This is a genomic window from Pseudomonas sp. W2Aug9, from assembly GCF_023127755.1.
In the GTDB taxonomy this organism is placed as follows: domain Bacteria; phylum Pseudomonadota; class Gammaproteobacteria; order Pseudomonadales; family Pseudomonadaceae; genus Aquipseudomonas; species Aquipseudomonas synxantha_A.
The window spans coordinates 48,396-69,762 of record NZ_SPKL01000001.1 but is presented as its reverse complement, the minus strand read 5'-3'; the positions used below and the strand labels follow the sequence as shown (position 1 = coordinate 69,762).

Here is a 21,367-nt window from a genome sequence, read left to right as displayed (position 1 = left end):
TACCAATTTACAGTCGCTGTGGGCTAGATTAAGAGCCTTGGCAGGGGTGTGTCAATTTGCCGCTCGTCAAACTTTGGTCTGAGAGTGAGTGTCGAGTGTTCTGATCGGGTAAATCGAAGGTGTTCTGATAGGTGCTGCCAGCGCGGCGATAGGCCAGAATAGGGGCCCCGGCGAGTGGTCGGGATGGTGGAGAGTGAGTTATGGGGTTTGATCAGGTGCGTCAGCGCCGTTTGTCTGACGATATTGTCGAGCAGCTTGAGGGCATGATCCTTGAGGGCACGTTGAAGTCGGGCGAGCGCTTGCCGGCCGAACGCGCTTTGGCTGAACAATTTGGTGTGTCACGCCCTTCATTGCGTGAGGCGATCCAGAAATTGGCGGCCAAGGGGTTGCTGGTCAGTCGGCAGGGCGGCGGCAACTATGTGGTGGATTCCCTGGGTTCGACCTTCAGTGATCCGCTGCTGCATCTGCTGGAAAACAATCCCGAGGCGCAGCGCGACCTTCTGGAGTTTCGTCAGACTCTGGAGGCTTCGTGTGCTTATTACGCGGCATTGCGTGCTACCGAGGTCGACCGTGAGCGACTGACGGCGGCGTTCGAAGCGCTGCAGGACTGCTATGCGCGAGCCGACGAGGTGAGCCGAGTGGAGGAGGGCGCTGCGGATGCAAGGTTTCACTTGGCGATCGCCGAGGCCAGTCATAACGCAGTGCTGCTGCACACCATTCGCGGGTTGTTCGACCTGCTCAAGCGCAACGTGGTGACCAATATTGGCGGTATGTATCAGCAGCGCACCGAGACCCGCGACATGCTGATCAGTCAGCACCGGGACTTGTACCTGGCGATTATCGAGGGGCGGGCCGAGCAGGCGCGCGACGTTTCAACACGTCACCTGTTGTACGTGCAGGAAGTGTTGGAGGAAGTGCGGCAGGAGGTTCAGCGAGTAGCGCGGGCGGAGCGACGTAAGGGCATGTAGCCACGGGGGTTGCCCGCGGCTACATCATTACAAGGGTTAGTCTTCCTTGCCCTTGTTGCGCACGGCGCGATGCAGTTCGCGATTGGAGTCGCGCTCGCGTTCGGTGTCGCGCTTGTCGTATTCCTTCTTGCCCTTGCCCAGTGCGATTTCGCACTTGACCAGGTGCTTGCTCCAGTACCACGACAGGCAGACGCACGCGTAGCCTTTTTGCTGCACGGCCGCGGCGAGCTTTTCGAGTTCGCGGGCATTGAGCAACAGCTTGCGCGTGCGCACCGGGTCGGCAATCACGTGGGTGCTCGCGGTGGTCAGCGGGGTAATATGACTGCCGAGCAGCCACGCCTCGCCATCCTTGAGCAGCACATAGCTGTCGACCAGCTGCAGTTTGCTGGCACGCAGACTTTTTACTTCCCAGCCGGCCAGGACCAGACCAGCCTCGAACCGATGTTCGATGAAGTAATCGTGTCGCGCCTTTTTATTTTGCGCGATGGTCCCTGTGGGGTGTTTCTTTTGTTTAGCCATAGGGGCGGCATTATAGGGAGTTGCGAGCGTGTCGGCTACGGTCAACCTGCGTGCTTGAGCGTGTTGGACGAATCCCGGACAATACGGGCAGTTCTTTGGTTTTTTTCTCTCGCGGATCGGGCTGTACTTTCGCGACGTTTGCCTTAAGCAGTGGAAGTAACGCTCACATGACGACGCATATTCAACGTTCGGCCCTGCTGCCCTATCCGGCACAGGCGCTCTATGACCTGGTCAACGACGTGGCGCGTTACCCGGAATTCCTGCCTTGGTGTTCGACTGCCGAGGTGTTGGAGAGCAGTGATGAGCACATGGTCGCCAGTGTTGGTGTGGCCAAGGGTGGCCTCAGCCAGCATTTTGTTACGCGCAATGTGCTGGTGCCGGGCAAATCCATTGAAATGAATTTGCAGGAAGGGCCGTTCACCCAGCTGCACGGCGTGTGGGTGTTCAAGGCGCTGACAGATAAGGCCTGCAAGATCAGTCTGGATCTTTCATTTGATTACGCCGGCCCCATTGTGCGGGCGACTTTGGGGCCACTGTTCAATCAGGCGGCAAATACTTTGGTGGACGCTTTCTGTCAGCGAGCCAAGCAATTGCATGGTTGATATTGAAGTGGTGTATGCCGACGTGGATCGCCAGGTTCTGCTGGCGGTGGCGATACCGGTGGGCACAAGCCTGAGGGCGGCAGTGCTGGCGTCGGGCATTGCAGAGCATTTTCCGCAGTTGGCGTTGGCGGACTGCCCGTTGGGTATCTTCGGTAAGGTGGTGCCGGACGCTGATGTGCGTGCCGTGCAGGCGGGAGATCGGATCGAGATCTACCGGCCATTGCTGGCAGACCCCAAGGAAATACGCAGGCTGCGTGCGGCCAAGGCGGCGATGCTCAAGCGACAGAACGCCTAGGCTTGCCAACCGGCAGGCAACAAAAAGCCCGGCATGCCGGGCTTTTTATCGAGCGTCGCAAAATTATTGCGGGCTGGTGTCCAGAGGCTGTGGTGTCGGGACGGGTACAGTTTCGACACCGTCGACGTCTTTCTGGATCTGGTCCAGCAAGGAGCCTGGCTTGGCCGGCACCTCGGATTTCGGCTTTTCGGCTTCCTGCGCAGGTGCGGTCACGTTGGTGCCGCTGTCCTTGCCCAGCAAGGCTTCATCGCGGCTTACGCCAGGCATGAAGTCACCGGACAGGCTCACGAGCTGGTCATTGCCATTGAAGATGACACTGACGCGCTCCTGTTGGCGTTCACCGCCACCAGGCTGCAGGCTGTAGAGATAATCCCAGCGATCGGCATGGAATGTGTCGGTCAGCAGGGGGTTACCCATGATAAACCGTACTTGCCGTCGGGTCATTCCCGGGCGTAACTGGTCTATCATGTCCTGCGTGACGACATTGCCCTGCTGGATGTCGATTTTGTAAACCCCGGGGAATGAACAACCGGCGAGTGCGAGCAGTCCCACAAAGGTGAAACTGGTTAGCAAGAGCTTGGTGTTTTGCATCGGTGGGCGACTTCCACTATCTTGGCTGGGACAACGTAAACGCCGATCATACCCGTATTAAGAGAAGCTGCGAAGCAGCATCCGCGAGAAAGCTAACCATGGTTGAAAATAGCGAACTACGCAAAGCCGGTCTCAAAGTGACTCTGCCACGAGTCAAGATTCTACAAATGCTCGATTCTGCTGAGCAACGCCACATGAGTGCCGAGGATGTTTACAAGGCGCTGATGGAGTCTAACGAGGACGTCGGCCTGGCCACGGTTTACCGTGTACTGACCCAGTTTGAAGCCGCAGGGCTGGTGGTTCGCCATAATTTCGACGGCGGTCATGCAGTATTCGAACTGGCTGACGGTGGTCACCATGACCACATGGTTGATCTGGATACCAATGAGGTTATCGAGTTCACCAGCCCTGAAATCGAAGCGCTGCAGCATAAGATTGCTGAGGAGCACGGTTTCGATTTGGTCGACCATAATCTGGTGCTGTACATCCGTAAGAAAAAGTAAAAATCGACGCAGTTTTGCTCTGCGAAACGATTGAAGGCGACCCTAGGGTCGCCTTCGTGCTTTCTATAAAGAGGAAAAGTACCCGTTCAAGCCTTCGCGGCCACGACCATTTTTTTCGCGTGAGCCAGCGACTCCTTGGTCAGGTCGATACCGCCGAGCATCCGCGCAACTTCTTCTACCCGTTCGGACTTGTTCAGCTTGGAGACGGCCGTGTGCGTCGCGTCGCTGCCGCGCACCTTGTGCACAAATAGATGTTGATGCCCTTGAGCCGCCACTTGCGGCAAGTGAGTCACCGTAAGTACCTGGCCGCGATCCCCCAGGCGACGCAACAATTGGCCAACAATTTCTGCGGTTGGCCCGCCGATGCCAACGTCTACTTCATCGAATACCAGCGTTGGTACCCGTGAGGTCTGCGCGGTGATTACCTGGATCGCCAGGCTGATCCGCGACAACTCGCCGCCTGAGGCCACTTTGGCCAGGGCCTTGAGTGGCTGACCGGGGTTGGCGCTGACCAGCAGTTCTACCTGCTCCAGCCCATGGGGCTGCAGTTCGTGGCTGGCGTTGGCACGCAGTTCGATGGTGAAGCGCCCGCCCGGCATACCCAGGCGCTGGATTTCCTGCTCGACGGCGCTGGCCAGGCTGGTGGCGGCCTGTTGGCGCAGGTCGCTCAGCTCCTGGGCCTTTTCCTGATAATGGCGGGCAAACGAAGCGAGTTCCTCGCCCAGTCGCTCGATGGACTCGTCGTTGGCGTTCAGTGTGTCGATTTCATCCAGCAGCTTCTGTTGCATGGCAGCCAGTTCAGTGGGCTGGATTCGATGCTTGCGCGCCAGGGTATAGATGGTGTCCAGGCGCTCTTCTATTTCCTGCAGGCGTGCCGGATCGGCATCGAAGTGGTCCAGGAAGCGGTTGAGTTCACCGACGGCTTCTTCAACCTGGATCTGTGCGCTGGTGAGCAGGGTAGTGGCCTCATTCAACGAGCCGGAAGCATTGTTCACGCTGGAGAGGCGATTGAGGCTGGCTGTCAGTGCGTTGAGCACATTGCCCGAGTCGCTCTCGCTGCATTGCTCGACGACCTGGCGGCAGATACCCAGCAAGGTCTCTGCATTGGTCAGGTTCTTGTGTTCCTGCTCAAGCTGCTCCAGTTCGGTCTCGCCCAGGCCCAGGCTTTCAAGCTCTTCGAGTTGATAGCTGAGCAGTTGGTGGCGGGCGCGTTGTTCATCGCCGGAGTTGGAGAGGCGCTCCAGTTCCTGGCGTGTCTGGCGCCAGCGTTGGGCGGCCAGTTGAACCTGGCGGGCAAGGTCGGTGGCGCCGGCGTATTCGTCGAGCAGTCGGCGGTGAGTATCGGTTTTGAGCAGGGACTGGTGTTCATGCTGGCTGTGGATATCGATCAGCAGCTCACCCAGGGCTTTCAAGTCGCCAAGTGGGCACGGCGTGCCGTTGATATAGCCGCGGGAGCGACCTTCGGCAGTGATCACCCGGCGCAGAATGCACGGGCCTTCATTGTTCAGGTCGCGCTCGACCAGCCATGCTTCGGCCTCGGGAATGTCGGCCAGGTCAAAGGTGGCCAGGATATCGGCTTTGTCGGAGCCTGGGCGTACCACGCCACTGTCGGCGCGGTCGCCGAGGGTCAGGCCGAGGGCGTCGAGCATGATCGACTTGCCGGCGCCGGTTTCGCCTGTGATTACGCTCATCCCGCGATCCAGTTCGAGATCCAGATGTTCAACGATTGCGTAGTTATGTACAGACAGGTGCACGAGCATGACGGCCGCTCCCAGGCTTGAGGTCTGGTTATTTATACAGTGTTTTGTTTGTGGCTGACAATCCTGGCGCTTAGCTCGATTTGCTTGATCAATAGCTTTTTTTAGCGCGATGAGGAATGTAGGGGCAGGAAATGATCCGAGTCATGCGAAAGACTTTTGGTAACGCCCGCGCCCTTGAACCTGGAAATTGTGGCCCCATATACCGGAACAGAAGCGCGAGTCGAGATCGCGCATGATTTTGAAAGGAGAAATCTATGGCTGACGAACAGACGCAGGATACGCAAACTCCAGACGCCAATGCGGCTGCCGGTGATGAGCTGGCCACCCGCGTGCAAGTGCTCGAAGAGCAATTGTCCGCTGCGCAGGATCAATCGTTGCGTGTTGCCGCCGATCTGCAGAACGTCCGCCGCCGTGCCGAGCAGGACGTAGAAAAGGCTCACAAATTCGCGCTGGAAAAATTCGCTGGCGATCTGCTGCCGATCATCGACAGTCTTGAACGTGGTCTTGAGTTGTCTGACCCGGCCGACGAAAACATCCGCCCAATGCGTGAAGGTATCGAGCTGACGCTGAAAATGTTCCAGGACACCCTGAAGCGTTATCAGCTGGAAGCGATCGATCCGCAAGGCGGCGAGCCGTTCAATGCTGAGCATCACCAGGCCATGGCCATGCAGGAAAGCCACGATCTGGAGCCTAACAGCGTGATGAAGGTGTTCCAGAAGGGTTACCAGCTCAATGGTCGCTTGATGCGCCCGGCAATGGTGGTGGTGAGCAAGGCTCCTGCACCCGCTGCACCTTCTATTGATGAGCAGGCTTGAAATCCGCCGCAAGGCCCCCCATCTATAAGTCAAGCGTTTAAGTGCTACCGCAGTTAGCCACAACTGCTGCGGCAACCAAATTCAAAGTTCGGGAGAGTAAATCATGGGCAAAATTATCGGTATTGACCTGGGGACCACCAACTCCTGCGTCTCCGTGCTGGAAAACGGCGTTGCAAAAGTTATCGAAAACGCCGAAGGCGCACGTACCACTCCGTCGATCATCGCTTACGCCAACGACGGTGAAATCCTCGTGGGTCAGTCGGCCAAGCGTCAGGCTGTGACCAACCCGCATAACACCCTGTATGCGGTAAAGCGTTTGATCGGTCGTAAGTTCGACGAAGAAGTCGTACAGAAAGACATCAAGATGGTCCCTTACAAAATCGCCAAGGCCGACAACGGTGACGCCTGGGTTGAAGTAAACGGCCAGAAAATGTCGCCGCCGCAAATCTCGGCTGAAATCTTGAAAAAGATGAAGAAGACCGCCGAAGACTACCTCGGTGAAGCAGTGACTGAAGCGGTGATCACCGTTCCGGCCTACTTCAACGACAGCCAGCGCCAGGCAACCAAAGACGCCGGCCGCATCGCGGGTCTGGACGTAAAACGTATCATCAACGAGCCAACCGCAGCCGCTCTGGCTTACGGCATGGACAAGGCCAAGGGCGACCACACTGTGATCGTCTACGACCTGGGTGGCGGTACTTTTGACGTGTCCGTGATCGAGATCGCAGAAGTTGACGGCGAGCACCAGTTCGAAGTGTTGGCCACCAACGGCGACACCTTCCTGGGTGGTGAAGACTTTGACATCCGTCTGATCGACTACCTCGTAGACGAATTCAAGAAAGAAAGCGGCATGAACCTCAAGGGTGACCCGCTGGCCATGCAGCGCCTGAAAGAAGCCGCTGAAAAGGCCAAGATCGAGCTGTCTTCCGCTCAGTCGACCGACGTCAACCTGCCGTACATCACTGCAGACGCTACCGGTCCTAAGCACTTGAACGTGAAGATCTCGCGCTCCAAGCTCGAAGCTCTGGTTGAAGACCTGGTTCAGCGCACCATCGAGCCTTGCCGTATTGCACTGAAAGACTCCGGTATCGACGTTGGCTCGATCAACGACGTGATCCTGGTCGGCGGTCAGACCCGTATGCCGCTGGTTCAGAAGCTGGTAACCGAGTTCTTCGGCAAAGAAGCACGTAAAGACGTGAACCCGGACGAAGCTGTTGCCATGGGTGCTGCCATCCAGGGTGCGGTATTGGCCGGTGACGTAAAAGACGTATTGCTGCTGGACGTGAGCCCGCTGACCCTGGGTATCGAAACCATGGGTGGCGTGATGACTGCGCTGATCGAGAAAAACACCACGATTCCTACCAAGAAATCCCAGGTGTTCTCGACTGCCGATGACAACCAGGGCGCCGTGACCATTCACGTGCTGCAAGGTGAGCGCAAGCAAGCCGCGCAGAACAAGTCCCTGGGCAAGTTCGACCTGGCTGAGATTCCACCAGCACCACGTGGTGTGCCGCAAATCGAAGTGACCTTCGACATCGACGCCAACGGCATCCTGCACGTCGGCGCGAAAGACAAGGCAACCGGCAAAGAGCAGAAGATCACCATCAAGGCCAACTCCGGTCTGTCTGATGAAGAAATTCAACAGATGATTCGTGATGCAGAAGCCAACGCTGATGCGGATGCCAAGTTTGCTGAACTGGCTGGCGCCCGTAACCAGGGTGATGCGCTGGTTCACTCGACTCGCAAGATGATCGCTGATGCTGGCGACAAAGTGACCGAAGAAGAGAAAACCGCAATCGAAGCGGCCTTGGTTGCCCTGGAAGCCGCCATCAAAGGTGACGACAAGGCTGCCATCGAAGCCAAGATCGAGGAGCTGTCGAAAGTTTCCGCACCGGTCGCTCAGAAAATGTACGCCGAACAAGGCCAGCCGGCTGACGGTGCTGCGCAGCAGGCAGAGCCAGAAGCCAAGCACGACGATGTTGTCGATGCCGAGTTCGAAGAAGTCAAAGAAGACCAGAAGAAGTAACTTGGTCGCCCGGTTGACCGCTCACAAGCGGTGACTGGTAGGATGTCGCCGCGCGGGAGCTTGCTCCCGCGTTGGCGTGTCTGGGGTATGCGAATTTTTACAGCATGCGACAACGCTCGGATGCTGGCGGTGTGATCGGGAATGCTCCTGCTTTCCGAATGGCATTCACCGCGTTTTTGGCCGGGTCCCTGGCTGAAAGCAGTAATGACCAGGATCGTTGAATTGACGTGAGTTGGGTCCGGGCCTGTATTGGGGCTCAACGAGTTTGGCAGGGTTCAGGAGGGCCAGGCCGAACGTCCTTAAGAGTGCAAAGACTTATGGCAAAGCGTGACTATTACGAAGTATTGGGTGTGGAGCGAGGGGCCAGCGAGGCGGACCTGAAGAAGGCCTACCGTCGCTTGGCGATGAAGCACCACCCCGACCGTAATCCGGATAACAAAGAATCCGAAGAGATGTTCAAAGAGGCCAATGAGGCCTACGAATGCCTGTGTGATCCCAATAAGCGTGCGGCCTACGACCAGTACGGTCATGCCGGCGTCGACCCGAGCATGGGTGGCGGCGGCGCCGGTTTCGGCGGTCAGAACTTCTCCGATATTTTCGGCGACGTGTTCAGCGATTTCTTCGGCGGTGGCCGTGGCGGTCAACGTGGCGGCGCGCAGCGTGGCAGTGACTTGCGCTACACGCTGGAGTTGAATCTGGAAGAAGCCGTGCGCGGCACCAGCGTCAATATTCGCGTGCCGACGCTGGTCAACTGCAAGCCGTGCGATGGTTCAGGTGCCAAGAAAGGCTCCTCGCCGATCACGTGCCCGACCTGTGGTGGCATTGGTCAGGTGCGCATGCAGCAGGGCTTCTTCTCGGTGCAGCAAACCTGCCCGCGTTGCCATGGCCAGGGCAAGATCATTTCCGACCCGTGCGATTCCTGCCACGGCGAAGGTCGTGTTGAAGAGTACAAGACCCTCTCGGTGAAAGTGCCGGCGGGTGTGGATACCGGTGATCGTATCCGCTTGTCGGGCGAAGGCGAGGCGGGGACCCAGGGCGGTCCGACTGGCGACCTGTACGTGGTGATCAATGTGCGTGAGCACTCGATCTTCCAGCGCGATGGCAAACACCTGTTCTGCGAAGTGCCGATCAGCTTTGTCGATGCGGCCCTGGGCGGTGAGTTGGAGATTCCGACCCTTGATGGTCGAGTCAAACTCAAGATTCCCGAGGGGACACAGACTGGCAAGCAGTTCCGCATCCGTGGCAAAGGCGTTGCGCCGGTGCGCGGTGGCGGTGCGGGTGACCTGATGTGTCGTGTGGCGGTGGAAACCCCGGTCAACCTGGGCCGTCGTCAGCGCGAACTGCTCGAAGAGTTCCGCAGCTCGCTGGAAGGCGATGACTCCCATTCGCCGAAAACCACTGGCTTCTTCGATGGCGTGAAACGCTTCTTCGGCGACCTGTAAGGACGTGAATATGCGACGTATAGCCGTAATGGGCGCTGCCGGGCGCATGGGCAAGACGCTGGTCGAGGCGGTGCAGCAACGCTCGCCGGCCTCCGGGCTGACGGCGGCGATTGTTCGCCCGGGCAGCACGTTGATCGGTGCGGATGCCGGTGAGTTGGCGTCGTTGGGCCGCATCGGTGTCTCGTTGACGGGCAGCCTTGAGCAGGTGGCTGACGAGTTTGACGTGCTCATCGATTTCACCTTGCCTGACGTGATGCTGAAAAACCTGGCCTTCTGCCGCAAGGCAGGCAAGGCCATGGTGATCGGTACGACTGGTTTGAGTGCTGAGCAGAAGCAGTTGCTGGTGGAGGCGGGCAAGGATATTCCGATCGTCTTTGCTGCCAACTTCAGCGTTGGCGTGAACCTGTCGCTGAAATTGTTGGACCTGGCAGCGCGTGTGCTGGGTGACGAAGCCGACATCGAGATTATCGAGACTCATCACCGTCACAAGATCGATGCGCCGTCGGGCACTGCGTTGCGCATGGGTGAAGCTATCGCTGATGCGCTGGGCCGCGATCTATCGAAAGTGGCGGTATACGGGCGTGAAGGCCATACCGGTGAGCGCGCGCGCGACACCATCGGCTTTGCAACCGTGCGCGGTGGTGATGTGGTTGGCGATCACACGGTGCTGTTCGCCACCGAAGGCGAGCGCCTGGAGATCACGCACAAGGCTTCAAGCCGCATGACGTTCGCCAAGGGTGCAGTGCGAGCTGCGCTCTGGTTGGAAGGCCGCGAGCCGGGCCTGTATGACATGCGCGACGTGCTGGATCTGCACTAATCAGTAGCTTAAATGGGGCCTCGGGATTATCCTGAGGCCCCGTTTTTACCCGCTAAGCGACGTCCTGTCGCATTCTCCTGCCTTTAAGGCTCATTAGCGGTGGACCCAAAAAGCCTTTTTCTGTAAGCTACAGCTTTAGTGTGTCCACTAAAAGCGCGCAGAATAATTCGATGAAGAAGCGGGGTGACGTGTCCATACGTCACTCCGCTTTTTTACAACCTGCGATCGCCCTTTCAGGCTTTATTTACGGGAGGTCTTCTTGACTAAGCCAGCCATACTCGCCCTTGCTGATGGCAGCATTTTTCGCGGCGAAGCCATTGGAGCCGACGGTCAAACCGTTGGAGAGGTGGTGTTCAACACCGCCATGACCGGCTATCAGGAAATCCTTACCGATCCTTCCTACGCCCAACAGATCGTTACCCTGACCTATCCGCACATCGGCAACACCGGTACTACACCGGAAGATGTCGAGTCTGATCGTGTCTGGTCGGCCGGTCTGGTGATTCGTGACCTGCCACTGGTTGCGAGCAACTGGCGTAACACGATGTCGCTGTCCGATTACCTGAAAGCCAACAATGTTGTGGCGATCGCCGGTATCGATACGCGCCGCCTCACGCGCATCCTGCGTGAAAAAGGCTCGCAGAATGGCTGCATCATGGTCGGTGACAATATTTCCGACGAGGCGGCGATTGCCGCAGCACAAGGCTTCCCTGGCCTGAAAGGCATGGACCTGGCGAAAGTCGTCAGCGTCAAAGAGAAGTACGAGTGGCGTTCCACTGTGTGGGATCTGAAGACCGACAGCCACGCGACTATCGAGGCTGCCGATCTGCCTTACCACGTGGTCGCCTATGACTACGGCGTCAAGTACAACATCCTGCGCATGTTGGTCGAGCGTGGCTGCCGCGTGACCGTGGTGCCCGCGCAAACACCTGCCAGCGATGTGCTCGCGATGCAGCCGGACGGCGTGTTCCTGTCCAACGGCCCGGGTGACCCCGAGCCATGCGACTACGCTATCCAGGCCATCAAGGACGTGCTGGAAACCGACATTCCGGTGTTCGGTATCTGCCTTGGTCACCAGCTGCTGGCTTTGGCCTCCGGCGCCAAGACCCTGAAAATGGGCCACGGCCACCATGGTGCCAACCACCCGGTACAAGACCTGGACACCGGCGTTGTGATGATCACCAGCCAGAACCACGGTTTTGCGGTGGATGAAGCCAGCTTGCCGAGTAATGTGCGCGCCATTCACAAGTCGCTGTTCGACGGTTCCCTGCAGGGCATCGAGCGCACCGACAAGAGCGCGTTCAGCTTCCAGGGCCACCCTGAAGCCAGCCCGGGCCCGAACGACGTAGCGCCGCTGTTCGACCGTTTCATCAATGAGATGGCCAAGCGACGCTGACTGAGTGCTCTGCGGGCGGCCCCGAACCACGGTGGCCCCCGCAGGCTCTTCAAGGATTGTTCTAGACGGCTTGCCGACTGACCTGCGGATTTGAGTGACAAACCCATGCCAAAACGTACAGACATAAAAAGCATCCTGATTCTCGGCGCTGGCCCGATCGTGATCGGCCAGGCCTGCGAATTCGACTACTCCGGCGCCCAGGCCTGTAAGGCCCTGCGTGAGGAGGGCTACCGCGTCATCCTGGTGAACTCCAACCCGGCCACCATCATGACCGACCCGGCCATGGCCGACGCGACGTACATCGAGCCGATCAAATGGCAGACCGTTGCCAAGATCATCGAGAAAGAGCGTCCGGACGCGCTGCTGCCAACCATGGGCGGCCAGACTGCATTGAACTGCGCCCTGGACCTGGAGCGCGAAGGCGTCCTGGAAAAGTTCGGCGTAGAGATGATCGGCGCCAATGCCGACACCATCGACAAGGCTGAAGACCGTTCGCGTTTCGACAAGGCCATGAAGTCCATCGGCCTGGCGTGCCCGCGTTCCGGTATCGCCCACAGCATGGAAGAAGCCAATGCGGTCCTTGAGACCCTGGGCTTCCCGTGCATTATCCGTCCGTCCTTCACCATGGGTGGCACCGGTGGCGGCATTGCCTACAACCGTGAAGAGTTCGAAGAAATCTGTGCGCGTGGCCTGGACCTGTCGCCGACCAAAGAGCTGCTGATCGACGAATCGCTGATCGGTTGGAAAGAATACGAGATGGAGGTGGTCCGCGATAAAAAGGACAACTGCATCATCGTCTGCTCCATCGAAAACTTCGATCCGATGGGCGTGCACACCGGTGACTCGATCACCGTAGCTCCGGCGCAGACCCTGACCGACAAGGAATACCAGATCCTGCGTAACGCCTCCCTGGCGGTACTGCGCGAGATCGGCGTTGAAACCGGCGGTTCCAACGTTCAGTTCGGCATCTGCCCGGACACCGGCCGCATGGTCGTGATCGAGATGAACCCGCGTGTATCGCGTTCTTCGGCGCTGGCCTCGAAAGCTACCGGCTTCCCGATTGCGCGTATCGCTGCCAAGCTGGCTATCGGCTACACCTTGGACGAACTGCAAAACGAAATCACCGGCGGCGCTATGCCGGCGTCTTTCGAGCCGTCTATCGACTACGTTGTGACCAAGCTGCCACGCTTTGCCTTCGAGAAGTTCGCCAAGGCTGATGCGCGCCTGACCACCCAGATGAAGTCGGTCGGCGAAGTCATGGCGATCGGCCGCACGTTCCAGGAATCCCTGCAGAAAGCCCTGCGCGGCCTGGAAGTCGGTGTTTGCGGCCTGGACGAGAAGCTCGACCTGAGCAATCCGGAAAGCATGAGCATCCTCAAGCGCGAGCTGACCGTGCCGGGTGCCGAGCGTATCTGGTACGTGGCTGACGCCTTCCGTGCCGGCCTGAGCGTCGAAGATATCTTCGGCATGAACATGATCGATCCGTGGTTCCTGGTGCAGATCGAAGATCTGATCAAGGAAGAAGAGAAGGTCAAGACTCTGGGCCTGTCGTCTATCGACCGCGACCTGATGTTCCGCCTCAAGCGCAAAGGCTTCTCCGACCAGCGCCTGGCCAAGCTGCTGGGTGTGACCGAGAAGAACCTGCGTACTCATCGCCACAAGTTGGATATCTTTCCGGTCTACAAGCGCGTTGACACCTGCGCCGCAGAGTTCGCCACCGACACTGCCTACATGTACTCCACCTATGAGGAAGAGTGCGAAGCCGCGCCGTCGGATCGCGACAAGATCATCATCCTGGGTGGCGGTCCGAACCGTATCGGCCAGGGCATCGAGTTCGACTACTGCTGCGTACACGCCGCCCTCGCCCTGCGCGAAGACGGGTACGAGACCATTATGGTCAACTGCAACCCGGAAACGGTTTCCACCGACTACGACACTTCCGACCGTCTGTACTTCGAGCCGGTAACGCTGGAAGACGTATTGGAAATCTGCCGCGTCGAGAAGCCTAAAGGCGTGATCGTCCAGTACGGCGGCCAGACCCCGCTGAAGCTGGCGCGTGCCCTGGAAGCTGCCGGCGTGCCGATCATCGGTACCAGCCCGGACGCTATCGACCGTGCCGAAGACCGTGAGCGCTTCCAGCAGATGGTTGAGCGCCTGAACCTGCGTCAGCCGCCGAACGCTACTGTGCGCAGCGAAGACGAAGCCATCCGTGCAGCCAGCAAGATCGGCTACCCGCTGGTGGTGCGCCCGTCCTACGTACTGGGCGGTCGCGCGATGGAAATCGTCTACGAAGAAGACGAACTCAAGCGCTACCTGCGTGATGCGGTGAAAGTGTCCAACGACAGCCCGGTGCTGCTGGACCACTTCCTCAACTGCGCCATCGAAATGGACGTGGATGCGGTATGCGACGGTACTGACGTAGTGATCGGCGCGATCATGCAGCACATCGAGCAGGCCGGCGTTCACTCCGGTGACTCCGCGTGCTCGCTGCCGCCGTACTCGCTGCCGGCGCACATCCAGGACGAGATGCGCGAACAGGTCAAGAAAATGGCCCTCGAGCTGGGTGTGGTCGGCCTGATGAACGTTCAGTTGGCGCTGCAAGGCGAAGACATTTACGTCATTGAAGTCAACCCGCGTGCCTCGCGTACCGTGCCGTTTGTATCCAAGTGCATCGGTGTGTCCCTGGCCATGATCGCTGCCCGTGTGATGGCCGGTAAGACCTTGAAGGAAATCGGCTTTACCAAGGAAATCATTCCCAACTTCTACAGCGTGAAAGAGGCGGTGTTCCCATTCGCCAAATTCCCTGGTGTGGACCCGATCCTGGGCCCAGAGATGAAGTCCACCGGTGAAGTGATGGGTGTGGGCGATACCTTCGGTGAAGCGTTCGCCAAGGCCCAGATGGGTGCCAGCGAAGTGCTGCCGACCGGCGGTACTGCATTTATCAGCGTGCGTGATGACGACAAGCCACTGGTTGCGGGCGTGGCCCGTGATCTGATCAACTTGGGCTTTGAAGTTGTCGCGACTGCCGGGACCGCCAAGCTGATCGAGGCTGCGGGCTTGAAAGTACGTCGCGTGAACAAGGTGACGGAAGGCCGTCCGCATGTGGTCGACATGATCAAGAATGACGAAGTCACGCTGATCATCAACACCACCGAAGGTCGTCAGTCGATCGCGGATTCCTACTCCATTCGTCGTAATGCCTTGCAGCACAAGATCTACTGCACCACCACCATTGCTGCTGGCGAAGCTATCTGCGAAGCGCTCAAGTTCGGTCCGGAAAAGACCGTGCGTCGCTTGCAGGATCTACACGCAGGATTGAAGGCATGATCAAATACCCAATGACCGTCCAGGGCGCCAAGGCCCTGGAAGAGGAGCACGCCCATCTGACCAAGGTTGTACGTCCGAAGCTGAGCCAGGACATCGGTACGGCCCGCGAGCTGGGTGACTTGAAGGAAAACGCCGAATACCACGCTGCTCGCGAGCAGCAGGGTATGGTCGAGGCGCGGATTCGTGATATCGAGGGCCGCATGCAGAATGCGGTGATCATTGATGTCACGACCATCCCGCATACCGGCAAGGTGATTTTCGGCACGACCGTGGAAATCGCCAACGTCGAGACTGACGAAAGCGTGACTTACCAGATCGTGGGTGAGGATGAGGCTGATTTCAAGCAAGGCAAGATCTCTGTCGGCTCGCCGATCGCTCGCGCCTTGATTGCCAAGGAAGAGGGTGACGTCGTTGCCGTGAAAACGCCGAGCGGCGTCATCGAGTACGAGATTGTCGAAGTCCGCCACATCTGAAAGACGGCGCCCGCTACGTGCGGGCGCCATGCTTTGGCAGCTCTCTCAGATGCTTTGGGTGGGCGGCCTGTGGCTGTTGCATATGGGTGTATTACCGGTGCTGGGCCTTATTGGTCTGGCACCGTTACTGATCGATGAGATCGACAAATTGCTGAGCGCGCTGCTGGTGGGTTTTGCGGCGGCGTGTGTGTTGCTCCAGGCGTTAGTGCTGGTCAAGGCTGAGGGCTTTGAGAGTTTGTGGCGGGACATTCGCGGGCAACTGCTGTTGATGGCGCTGTATGCGTGCGCGATGTTTTGCGTGGTGTATATTTGGCTGCCGCAAGCGTTGCGCTGGCAGTTATTCAGCTATCTTGTGCTAGGGTTTTCCGGTTTGGTGCTGGTCATGCAGCCGGCGCCGGGGTGGAGTGGCAGGGCGCGCGAAGCACGCCCGTGACCCTTTTCATCATTTGAAGCGATGAACGTTCGACAGTTGCTTGTTGACGCTGAAGTTCTTGCGATACAGCAGCGCCATCTTGCCGATGACCTGAACCAGGTCCGCTTTGCCCACCTTGCACAGTTCTGCAACGGCGGCCAAACGCGCTTCGCGATCAAGGATATTGACCTTGATCTTGATCAGTTCGTGATCGTTCAGTGCGCGTTCAAATTCGGCTAAAACACCTTCAGTCAACCCGTTGTCTGCCACAATCAGAACTGGTTTCAGATGGTGGCCAATGGATTTGTACTGTTTCTTCTGCTCTTGAGTGAGCGGCATAATCTGACCCCTGCGTCTGATCTTGTAAAAAGCGGCGGCCAGTTTACCCGAGCGAGTCCGGGACCGCCCAGTTAATCACGACCCGTTTTATTTTTCGAGGTGGCCCGTGGCCCGTTCCAAAACCAGCCTTAAGTGGCTACAAGAACATTTCAATGATCCTTACGTCAAAAAGGCGCAAAAGGACGGCTACCGTTCCCGGGCCAGCTACAAGCTGCTGGAGATCCAGGACAAGGATAAACTGATCCGTCCGGGCATGAGCGTTATCGATCTCGGCGCGGCCCCCGGTGGCTGGTCCCAGGTGACCAGTCGTCTGATTGGTGGGCAAGGCCGATTGATCGCTTCCGACATCCTCGAGATGGACAGCATCCCGGACGTGACCTTTGTTCACGGCGACTTTACCGAAGACAAGGTATTGGCCGAGATCCTGGAGGCTGTGGGAAATTCGCAGGTAGACCTTGTGATTTCCGACATGGCCCCCAATATGAGTGGATTACCGGCTGTTGATATGCCGCGTGCCATGTTCCTGTGTGAGCTGGCGCTGGATTTGGCAGGTCGGGTATTGCGTCCGGGTGGCGATTTCCTGGTGAAGGTCTTCCAGGGCGAAGGTTTCGACGAGTACCACAAGAACATTCGCAAGTTGTTCGACAAGGTGCAGACCCGTAAACCGGACTCTTCCCGTGACCGGTCCAGGGAGCAGTATCTGCTGTGCCGTGGCTACCGCGGTGTGGAAGGCGCAGCGAGCGAAGAGCGTTTTTGAGAAATTCGAGGAGGGCGATAGGTTTTTTTATATCGCTTTCGTCACGAAGCTTTACGAATATTGTGTAGTCAAAGTTTCACAAAGGGTTACAGACGGCGCCTGCCAGAGTTGTAGGTAATGTAGTAAGTTAGGCCGGTGAATATCATGCGAAGCGCGCGCCAGTAGCGGAGCTTGCTTCAGAGGGTAGTTAATTGAACGATATGGCAAAGAATCTGATCCTGTGGTTGATCATCGCGGCTGTCCTGGTGACGGTGATGAACAACTTCTCCAGCCCTAACGAGCCGCAGACCCTCAACTATTCCGACTTCATCCAGCAAGTTAAGGATGGCAAGGTCGAGCGCGTAGCGGTTGATGGCTACGTGATTACCGGTAAGCGCAACGACGGCGACAGCTTCAAGACCATTCGTCCGGCAATCCAGGACAACGGTCTGATCGGTGACCTGGTGGATAACCACGTGGTTGTCGAAGGCAAGCAGCCTGAACAGCAAAGCATCTGGACTCAGCTCCTGGTGGCAAGCTTCCCGATCCTGGTGATTATCGCCGTGTTCATGTTCTTCATGCGCCAGATGCAAGGTGGTGCGGGAGGCAAGGGCGGGCCGATGAGCTTTGGCAAGAGCAAGGCACGTCTGCTCTCCGAGGACCAGGTCAAGACTACCCTGGCTGACGTTGCAGGTTGCGACGAAGCCAAGGAAGAAGTGGGTGAGTTGGTCGAGTTCCTGCGTGATCCGGGCAAGTTCCAGCGCCTGGGTGGTCGTATTCCTCGCGGCGTGTTGATGGTAGGTCCACCAGGTACCGGTAAAACCTTGCTGGCCAAGGCGATTGCCGGCGAAGCCAAGGTGCCTTTCTTCACTATTTCCGGTTCTGACTTCGTCGAGATGTTCGTCGGTGTGGGCGCCAGCCGTGTTCGCGATATGTTCGAACAGGCCAAGAAGCATGCGCCGTGCATCATCTTCATCGATGAGATCGATGCCGTTGGTCGCCATCGTGGCGCTGGCATGGGTGGTGGTCATGATGAGCGTGAGCAGACCCTCAACCAGTTGCTGGTAGAGATGGATGGTTTCGAGATGAATGACGGCATTATCGTCATCGCCGCGACCAACCGTCCGGACGTACTGGACCCGGCGTTGCTGCGCCCGGGCCGTTTCGACCGTCAGGTCGTGGTTGGCCTGCCGGATATCCGCGGTCGTGAACAGATTTTGAAAGTACACATGCGCAAGGTGCCAATGGGTGACGACGTGGCTCCGGCTGTGATTGCCCGTGGTACGCCTGGCTTCTCCGGTGCCGACCTGGCCAACCTGGTCAACGAGGCTTCGTTGTTTGCTGCCCGTACCGGCAAGCGCATTGTTGAAATGAAAGAGTTCGAATTGGCAAAAGACAAGATCATGATGGGCGCTGAGCGCAAATCCATGGTCATGTCCGAGAAAGAGAAGCAGAACACGGCTTATCACGAAGCCGGTCACGCCATTGTTGGTCGCGTTGTGCCTGAGCATGACCCGGTCTACAAGGTGTCGATCATTCCTCGTGGCCGTGCGCTGGGTGTGACCATGTTCCTGCCGGAAGAGGATCGCTACAGCCTCTCCAAGCGTGCATTGATCAGCCAGATCTGTTCGCTGTATGGCGGGCGGATTGCCGAGGAGATGACCCTGGGCTTCGATGGCGTCACCACAGGCGCTTCCAATGACATCATGCGTGCCAGCCAGATTGCACGAAATATGGTGACCAAGTGGGGCTTGTCGGAAAAACTCGGTCCTTTAATGTATGCAGAGGAAGAGGGTGAGGTGTTCCTCGGTCGTGGTGGTGGCGGTCAAAGTGCCAGCTTCTCCGGTGAGACTGCCAAGCTGATCGACTCCGAAGTTCGCAGCATCATTGACCAGTGTTATGGCACGGCCAAGCAGATCCTCACCGATAACCGCGACAAGCTTGATGCCATGGCTGATGCGCTGATGAAGTACGAGACCATTGATGCCGATCAGATCGACGACATCATGGCCGGTCGTACACCGCGTGAGCCTCGCGATTGGGAAGGTGGTTCAGGTACTTCGGGTACCCCACCCGTCGTTCAGAACGAACGCCCTGAGACCCCGATCGGCGGCCCGGCAGCTGACCACTAAGGTTTGAAATGACTTCTGCTTTGTCCTCTACCCGGTTGCCTTGCGGCAACCGGGTTCTTGATTTGGCCCATACGCATGTCATGGGTATTCTCAATGTAACTCCCGATTCCTTTTCCGATGGTGGCCGTTTCAGCCAGCTGGATGCCGCGTTGCGTCATGCCGAGGCGATGGTGGCTGCCGGCGCGACCTTGATTGATGTGGGCGGCGAGTCCACTCGGCCTGGGGCTCGTGTGGTATCCCCGTTGGAAGAGCTTGAGCGGGTAGCGCCCATTGTCGAGCGTATCGCCCGCGAGCTGGATGTGATCATTTCTGTGGACACTTCAACTCCCGCGGTAATGCGTGAAACCGCGCGTCTGGGGGCGGGGCTCATCAATGATGTGCGTTCGTTGCGGCGTGACGGTGCTCTCGATGCAGCTGCAGCGACCGGCCTGCCGGTGTGCCTGATGCACATGCTGGGTGAGCCCGGTAACATGCAGGACAGTCCTCACTACGACAACCTGGTCGGCGAGGTCACTGGCTTCCTGGCAGACAGGATCGCTCAGTGTGTCGAGGTGGGCATCGCGTGCGAAAAGATCATCCTTGACCCGGGGTTTGGCTTCGCCAAGACCCTGCAACATAATTTAAGCCTGTTCAAGCATATGGAGGCGCTGCATGCCCTTGGTCGGCCGCTGCTGGTCGGTGTGTCGCGCAAGAGCATGATAGGGCTGGCCTTGAATCGCCCGGTGGGTGAGCGCTTGTACGGCGGCCTCGCGCTTGCAGCGCTTGCCGTGACCAAGGGCGCTGGTATTTTGCGTGTGCATGATGTCGCCGAGACGGTGGATGTGGTGCGCATGATTGCCGCTGTAGAATCAGCCGAATAAGAATGATGGAGCACTTATGACTAAAAAATACTTTGGCACCGACGGCATCCGTGGTCGGGTCGGCGAGTTTCCGATTACCCCTGATTTCATGCTCAAGTTGGGTTGGGCGGCAGGCATGGCGTTCCGCAGCATGGGGGCGTGCCGGATCCTGGTTGGCAAGGACACCCGTATTTCGGGTTATATGTTTGAATCCGCGCTTGAGGCAGGCTTATCTGCTGCCGGCGCCGACGTAATGCTGTTGGGGCCCATGCCGACGCCAGCGATCGCTTACCTGACGCGTACCTTTCACGCTGAAGCCGGTATTGTGATCAGTGCGTCGCACAACCCGCATGACGACAATGGCATCAAGTTCTTCTCGGGGCAGGGCACCAAGTTGCCTGACGAGATCGAGTTGATGATCGAAGAGCTGCTGGATGCGCCGATGACGGTGGTCGAATCCAGCAAGCTGGGCAAGGTGTCGCGTATCAATGATGCGTCCGGCCGTTATATCGAATTCTGCAAAAGCAGCGTGCCGAGCAGTACCAATTTTGCCGGGCTGAAGATCGTTGTCGATTGTGCCCATGGTGCGACCTACAAGGTAGCGCCAAGTGTTTTCAAGGAGCTGGGAGCGCAGGTCACTGTACTATCGGCTCAGCCTAACGGCTTGAACATCAACGACAACTGCGGCTCCACGCATATGGAGCAACTGCAGGCGGCGGTTCTGGCCGAACATGCGGACCTGGGTATCGCGTTCGATGGCGACGGCGATCGTGTGCTGATGGTGGATCACACCGGCATGATTGTGGATGGTGATGATTTGCTGTTCATCATTGCCCGTGATCTGCATGAGCGTAACAAGCTGCAGGGCGGCGTCGTGGGTACCCTCATGAGCAACCTGGGGCTTGAGTTGGCATTGGCGGAGTTGGGTATTCCGTTTATCCGCGCCAATGTCGGCGACCGTTATGTGATCGCCGAGCTTCTGGAGCGTAACTGGCTGGTAGGCGGCGAGAACTCGGGACACGTCGTATGCTTCCAGCATACGACTACGGGCGACGCCATCATCGCTGCGCTGCAGGTGCTTCTGGCCTTGCGTCGTCGTGACGAGAGCCTGGCGCAGGCGCGTCAGGCCCTGCGCAAGTGTCCGCAGGTGCTGCTCAATGTGCGTTTTGCCGGTGGTGAAAATCCGATCGAGCACCCTGCCGTCAAAGAGGCTTGTGAGCGTGTTACCCAGGCAATGGCTGGGCGTGGGCGTGTGTTGTTGCGCAAGTCGGGCACTGAGCCTCTGGTGCGTGTCATGGTCGAAGGCGAGGACGAAACTCAGGTTCGCGGCCATGCCGAAGACCTGGCAAAACTGGTAACTGAAGTTTGCGCCTGA

General features: G+C 58.1%; 20 protein-coding genes. 16 read left to right on the top strand and 4 right to left on the bottom strand.

Features of this window, described 5'->3' with window-relative positions:
• Window positions 1–200 precede the first annotated feature (200 nt).
• Window positions 201–968 (top strand): GntR family transcriptional regulator, encoded by a 768-nt coding sequence (locus E3O56_RS00315; RefSeq protein ID WP_005791515.1) that lies wholly within the window; start codon window positions 201–203, stop codon window positions 966–968.
• A 36-nt stretch (window positions 969–1,004) separates the two neighbouring features.
• Here the strand turns inward: E3O56_RS00315 and smpB are convergent, their stop codons facing one another.
• Window positions 1,005–1,487 (bottom strand): SsrA-binding protein SmpB, encoded by a 483-nt coding sequence (gene smpB / locus E3O56_RS00310; protein WP_005791513.1) that lies wholly within the window; start codon window positions 1,485–1,487, stop codon window positions 1,005–1,007.
• 167 nt (window positions 1,488–1,654) lie between these two features.
• Between smpB and E3O56_RS00305 the strand changes: the two genes are divergently transcribed.
• Both E3O56_RS00305 and E3O56_RS00300 read left to right on the top strand, forming a co-directional pair.
• Window positions 1,655–2,089 carry a type II toxin-antitoxin system RatA family toxin gene (locus E3O56_RS00305; protein WP_005791512.1) on the top strand — a complete coding sequence of 145 codons (435 nt, stop codon included), beginning with the start codon at window positions 1,655–1,657 and terminating at the stop codon, window positions 2,087–2,089.
• Window positions 2,082–2,384, top strand: coding sequence for an RnfH family protein (locus tag E3O56_RS00300; RefSeq protein WP_078822325.1), 303 nt, complete (start codon window positions 2,082–2,084; stop codon window positions 2,382–2,384). The genes E3O56_RS00305 and E3O56_RS00300 overlap by 8 nt, the downstream gene beginning before the upstream one ends.
• Window positions 2,385–2,447: 63 nt before the next feature.
• On the opposite strand, the gene E3O56_RS00295 is transcribed toward E3O56_RS00300, so the two are convergent.
• Window positions 2,448–2,975 carry an outer membrane protein assembly factor BamE gene (locus E3O56_RS00295; protein WP_005791510.1) on the bottom strand — a complete coding sequence of 176 codons (528 nt, stop codon included), beginning with the start codon at window positions 2,973–2,975 and terminating at the stop codon, window positions 2,448–2,450.
• A 98-nt stretch (window positions 2,976–3,073) separates the two neighbouring features.
• On the opposite strand from E3O56_RS00295, the gene fur reads away from it, so the two are divergent.
• Window positions 3,074–3,478 (top strand): ferric iron uptake transcriptional regulator, encoded by a 405-nt coding sequence (gene fur / locus E3O56_RS00290; protein WP_003194220.1) that lies wholly within the window; start codon window positions 3,074–3,076, stop codon window positions 3,476–3,478.
• A gap of 86 nt (window positions 3,479–3,564) precedes the next feature.
• Here the strand turns inward: fur and recN are convergent, their stop codons facing one another.
• Entirely contained in the window at window positions 3,565–5,238 is a 1,674-nt protein-coding gene (gene recN / locus E3O56_RS00285) for a DNA repair protein RecN (protein ID WP_032879439.1), read from the bottom strand.
• A gap of 254 nt (window positions 5,239–5,492) precedes the next feature.
• Between recN and grpE the strand changes: the two genes are divergently transcribed.
• The 8 genes from grpE (at window position 5,493) to E3O56_RS00245 (ending at window position 15,967) form a co-directional block, all read left to right on the top strand.
• Window positions 5,493–6,053: a nucleotide exchange factor GrpE gene (gene grpE, locus E3O56_RS00280; protein WP_005791505.1), complete on the top strand. Its 561-nt coding sequence runs from the start codon at window positions 5,493–5,495 to the stop codon at window positions 6,051–6,053.
• Between the two features lie 103 nt (window positions 6,054–6,156).
• The gene (gene dnaK, locus E3O56_RS00275) at window positions 6,157–8,079 is read left to right on the top strand and encodes a molecular chaperone DnaK (protein WP_005791503.1); all 1,923 of its coding nucleotides are present in this window, start codon (window positions 6,157–6,159) and stop codon (window positions 8,077–8,079) included.
• Between the two features lie 317 nt (window positions 8,080–8,396).
• The gene (dnaJ, locus tag E3O56_RS00270) at window positions 8,397–9,521 is read left to right on the top strand and encodes a molecular chaperone DnaJ (RefSeq protein WP_005791501.1); all 1,125 of its coding nucleotides are present in this window, start codon (window positions 8,397–8,399) and stop codon (window positions 9,519–9,521) included.
• A 10-nt stretch (window positions 9,522–9,531) separates the two neighbouring features.
• Window positions 9,532–10,338, top strand: a complete 807-nt coding sequence (dapB, locus tag E3O56_RS00265) for a 4-hydroxy-tetrahydrodipicolinate reductase (RefSeq protein WP_005791500.1) — start codon at window positions 9,532–9,534, stop codon at window positions 10,336–10,338.
• Between the two features lie 259 nt (window positions 10,339–10,597).
• A complete protein-coding gene (carA, locus tag E3O56_RS00260) occupies window positions 10,598–11,734 on the top strand; it encodes a glutamine-hydrolyzing carbamoyl-phosphate synthase small subunit (RefSeq protein WP_005791498.1) in 1,137 nt (378 codons plus the stop codon).
• 105 nt (window positions 11,735–11,839) lie between these two features.
• Window positions 11,840–15,061, top strand: a complete 3,222-nt coding sequence (gene carB, locus E3O56_RS00255; RefSeq protein WP_005791497.1) for a carbamoyl-phosphate synthase large subunit — start codon at window positions 11,840–11,842, stop codon at window positions 15,059–15,061.
• The gene (greA, locus tag E3O56_RS00250; protein WP_005791494.1) at window positions 15,058–15,534 is read left to right on the top strand and encodes a transcription elongation factor GreA; all 477 of its coding nucleotides are present in this window, start codon (window positions 15,058–15,060) and stop codon (window positions 15,532–15,534) included. Before carB ends, greA begins: the two co-directional genes overlap by 4 nt.
• A gap of 28 nt (window positions 15,535–15,562) precedes the next feature.
• Window positions 15,563–15,967: a hypothetical protein gene (locus E3O56_RS00245; RefSeq protein WP_032879441.1), complete on the top strand. Its 405-nt coding sequence runs from the start codon at window positions 15,563–15,565 to the stop codon at window positions 15,965–15,967.
• Window positions 15,968–15,976: 9 nt separating this feature from the next.
• On the opposite strand, the gene E3O56_RS00240 is transcribed toward E3O56_RS00245, so the two are convergent.
• Window positions 15,977–16,285, bottom strand: a complete 309-nt coding sequence (locus E3O56_RS00240) for a YhbY family RNA-binding protein (protein WP_003176146.1) — start codon at window positions 16,283–16,285, stop codon at window positions 15,977–15,979.
• A 106-nt stretch (window positions 16,286–16,391) separates the two neighbouring features.
• Between E3O56_RS00240 and rlmE the strand changes: the two genes are divergently transcribed.
• From rlmE to glmM, 4 genes are all read left to right on the top strand, one after another.
• Window positions 16,392–17,042, top strand: coding sequence for a 23S rRNA (uridine(2552)-2'-O)-methyltransferase RlmE (gene rlmE, locus E3O56_RS00235; protein ID WP_003194199.1), 651 nt, complete (start codon window positions 16,392–16,394; stop codon window positions 17,040–17,042).
• A 200-nt stretch (window positions 17,043–17,242) separates the two neighbouring features.
• Window positions 17,243–19,153, top strand: a complete 1,911-nt coding sequence (gene ftsH, locus E3O56_RS00230) for an ATP-dependent zinc metalloprotease FtsH (RefSeq protein WP_032803717.1) — start codon at window positions 17,243–17,245, stop codon at window positions 19,151–19,153.
• 8 nt (window positions 19,154–19,161) lie between these two features.
• On the top strand, window positions 19,162–20,013 hold the full coding sequence (gene folP, locus E3O56_RS00225) for a dihydropteroate synthase (RefSeq protein WP_248127565.1): 852 nt from the start codon (window positions 19,162–19,164) through the stop codon (window positions 20,011–20,013).
• A 16-nt stretch (window positions 20,014–20,029) separates the two neighbouring features.
• Window positions 20,030–21,367, top strand: coding sequence for a phosphoglucosamine mutase (gene glmM, locus E3O56_RS00220; RefSeq protein WP_005791485.1), 1,338 nt, complete (start codon window positions 20,030–20,032; stop codon window positions 21,365–21,367).

Coding starts and splice junctions, on each gene's coding strand:
- E3O56_RS00315 (WP_005791515.1), top strand. CDS start 201: ATGGGGTTTGATCAGGTGCGTCAGCGCCGTTTGTCTGACGATATTGTC.
- smpB (WP_005791513.1), bottom strand. CDS start 1,487: ATGGCTAAACAAAAGAAACACCCCACAGGGACCATCGCGCAAAATAAA.
- E3O56_RS00305 (WP_005791512.1), top strand. CDS start 1,655: ATGACGACGCATATTCAACGTTCGGCCCTGCTGCCCTATCCGGCACAG.
- E3O56_RS00300 (WP_078822325.1), top strand. CDS start 2,082: ATGGTTGATATTGAAGTGGTGTATGCCGACGTGGATCGCCAGGTTCTG.
- E3O56_RS00295 (WP_005791510.1), bottom strand. CDS start 2,975: ATGCAAAACACCAAGCTCTTGCTAACCAGTTTCACCTTTGTGGGACTG.
- fur (WP_003194220.1), top strand. CDS start 3,074: ATGGTTGAAAATAGCGAACTACGCAAAGCCGGTCTCAAAGTGACTCTG.
- recN (WP_032879439.1), bottom strand. CDS start 5,238: ATGCTCGTGCACCTGTCTGTACATAACTACGCAATCGTTGAACATCTG.
- grpE (WP_005791505.1), top strand. CDS start 5,493: ATGGCTGACGAACAGACGCAGGATACGCAAACTCCAGACGCCAATGCG.
- dnaK (WP_005791503.1), top strand. CDS start 6,157: ATGGGCAAAATTATCGGTATTGACCTGGGGACCACCAACTCCTGCGTC.
- dnaJ (WP_005791501.1), top strand. CDS start 8,397: ATGGCAAAGCGTGACTATTACGAAGTATTGGGTGTGGAGCGAGGGGCC.
- dapB (WP_005791500.1), top strand. CDS start 9,532: ATGCGACGTATAGCCGTAATGGGCGCTGCCGGGCGCATGGGCAAGACG.
- carB (WP_005791497.1), top strand. CDS start 11,840: ATGCCAAAACGTACAGACATAAAAAGCATCCTGATTCTCGGCGCTGGC.
- greA (WP_005791494.1), top strand. CDS start 15,058: ATGATCAAATACCCAATGACCGTCCAGGGCGCCAAGGCCCTGGAAGAG.
- E3O56_RS00245 (WP_032879441.1), top strand. CDS start 15,563: ATGCTTTGGCAGCTCTCTCAGATGCTTTGGGTGGGCGGCCTGTGGCTG.
- E3O56_RS00240 (WP_003176146.1), bottom strand. CDS start 16,285: ATGCCGCTCACTCAAGAGCAGAAGAAACAGTACAAATCCATTGGCCAC.
- ftsH (WP_032803717.1), top strand. CDS start 17,243: ATGGCAAAGAATCTGATCCTGTGGTTGATCATCGCGGCTGTCCTGGTG.
- folP (WP_248127565.1), top strand. CDS start 19,162: ATGACTTCTGCTTTGTCCTCTACCCGGTTGCCTTGCGGCAACCGGGTT.
- glmM (WP_005791485.1), top strand. CDS start 20,030: ATGACTAAAAAATACTTTGGCACCGACGGCATCCGTGGTCGGGTCGGC.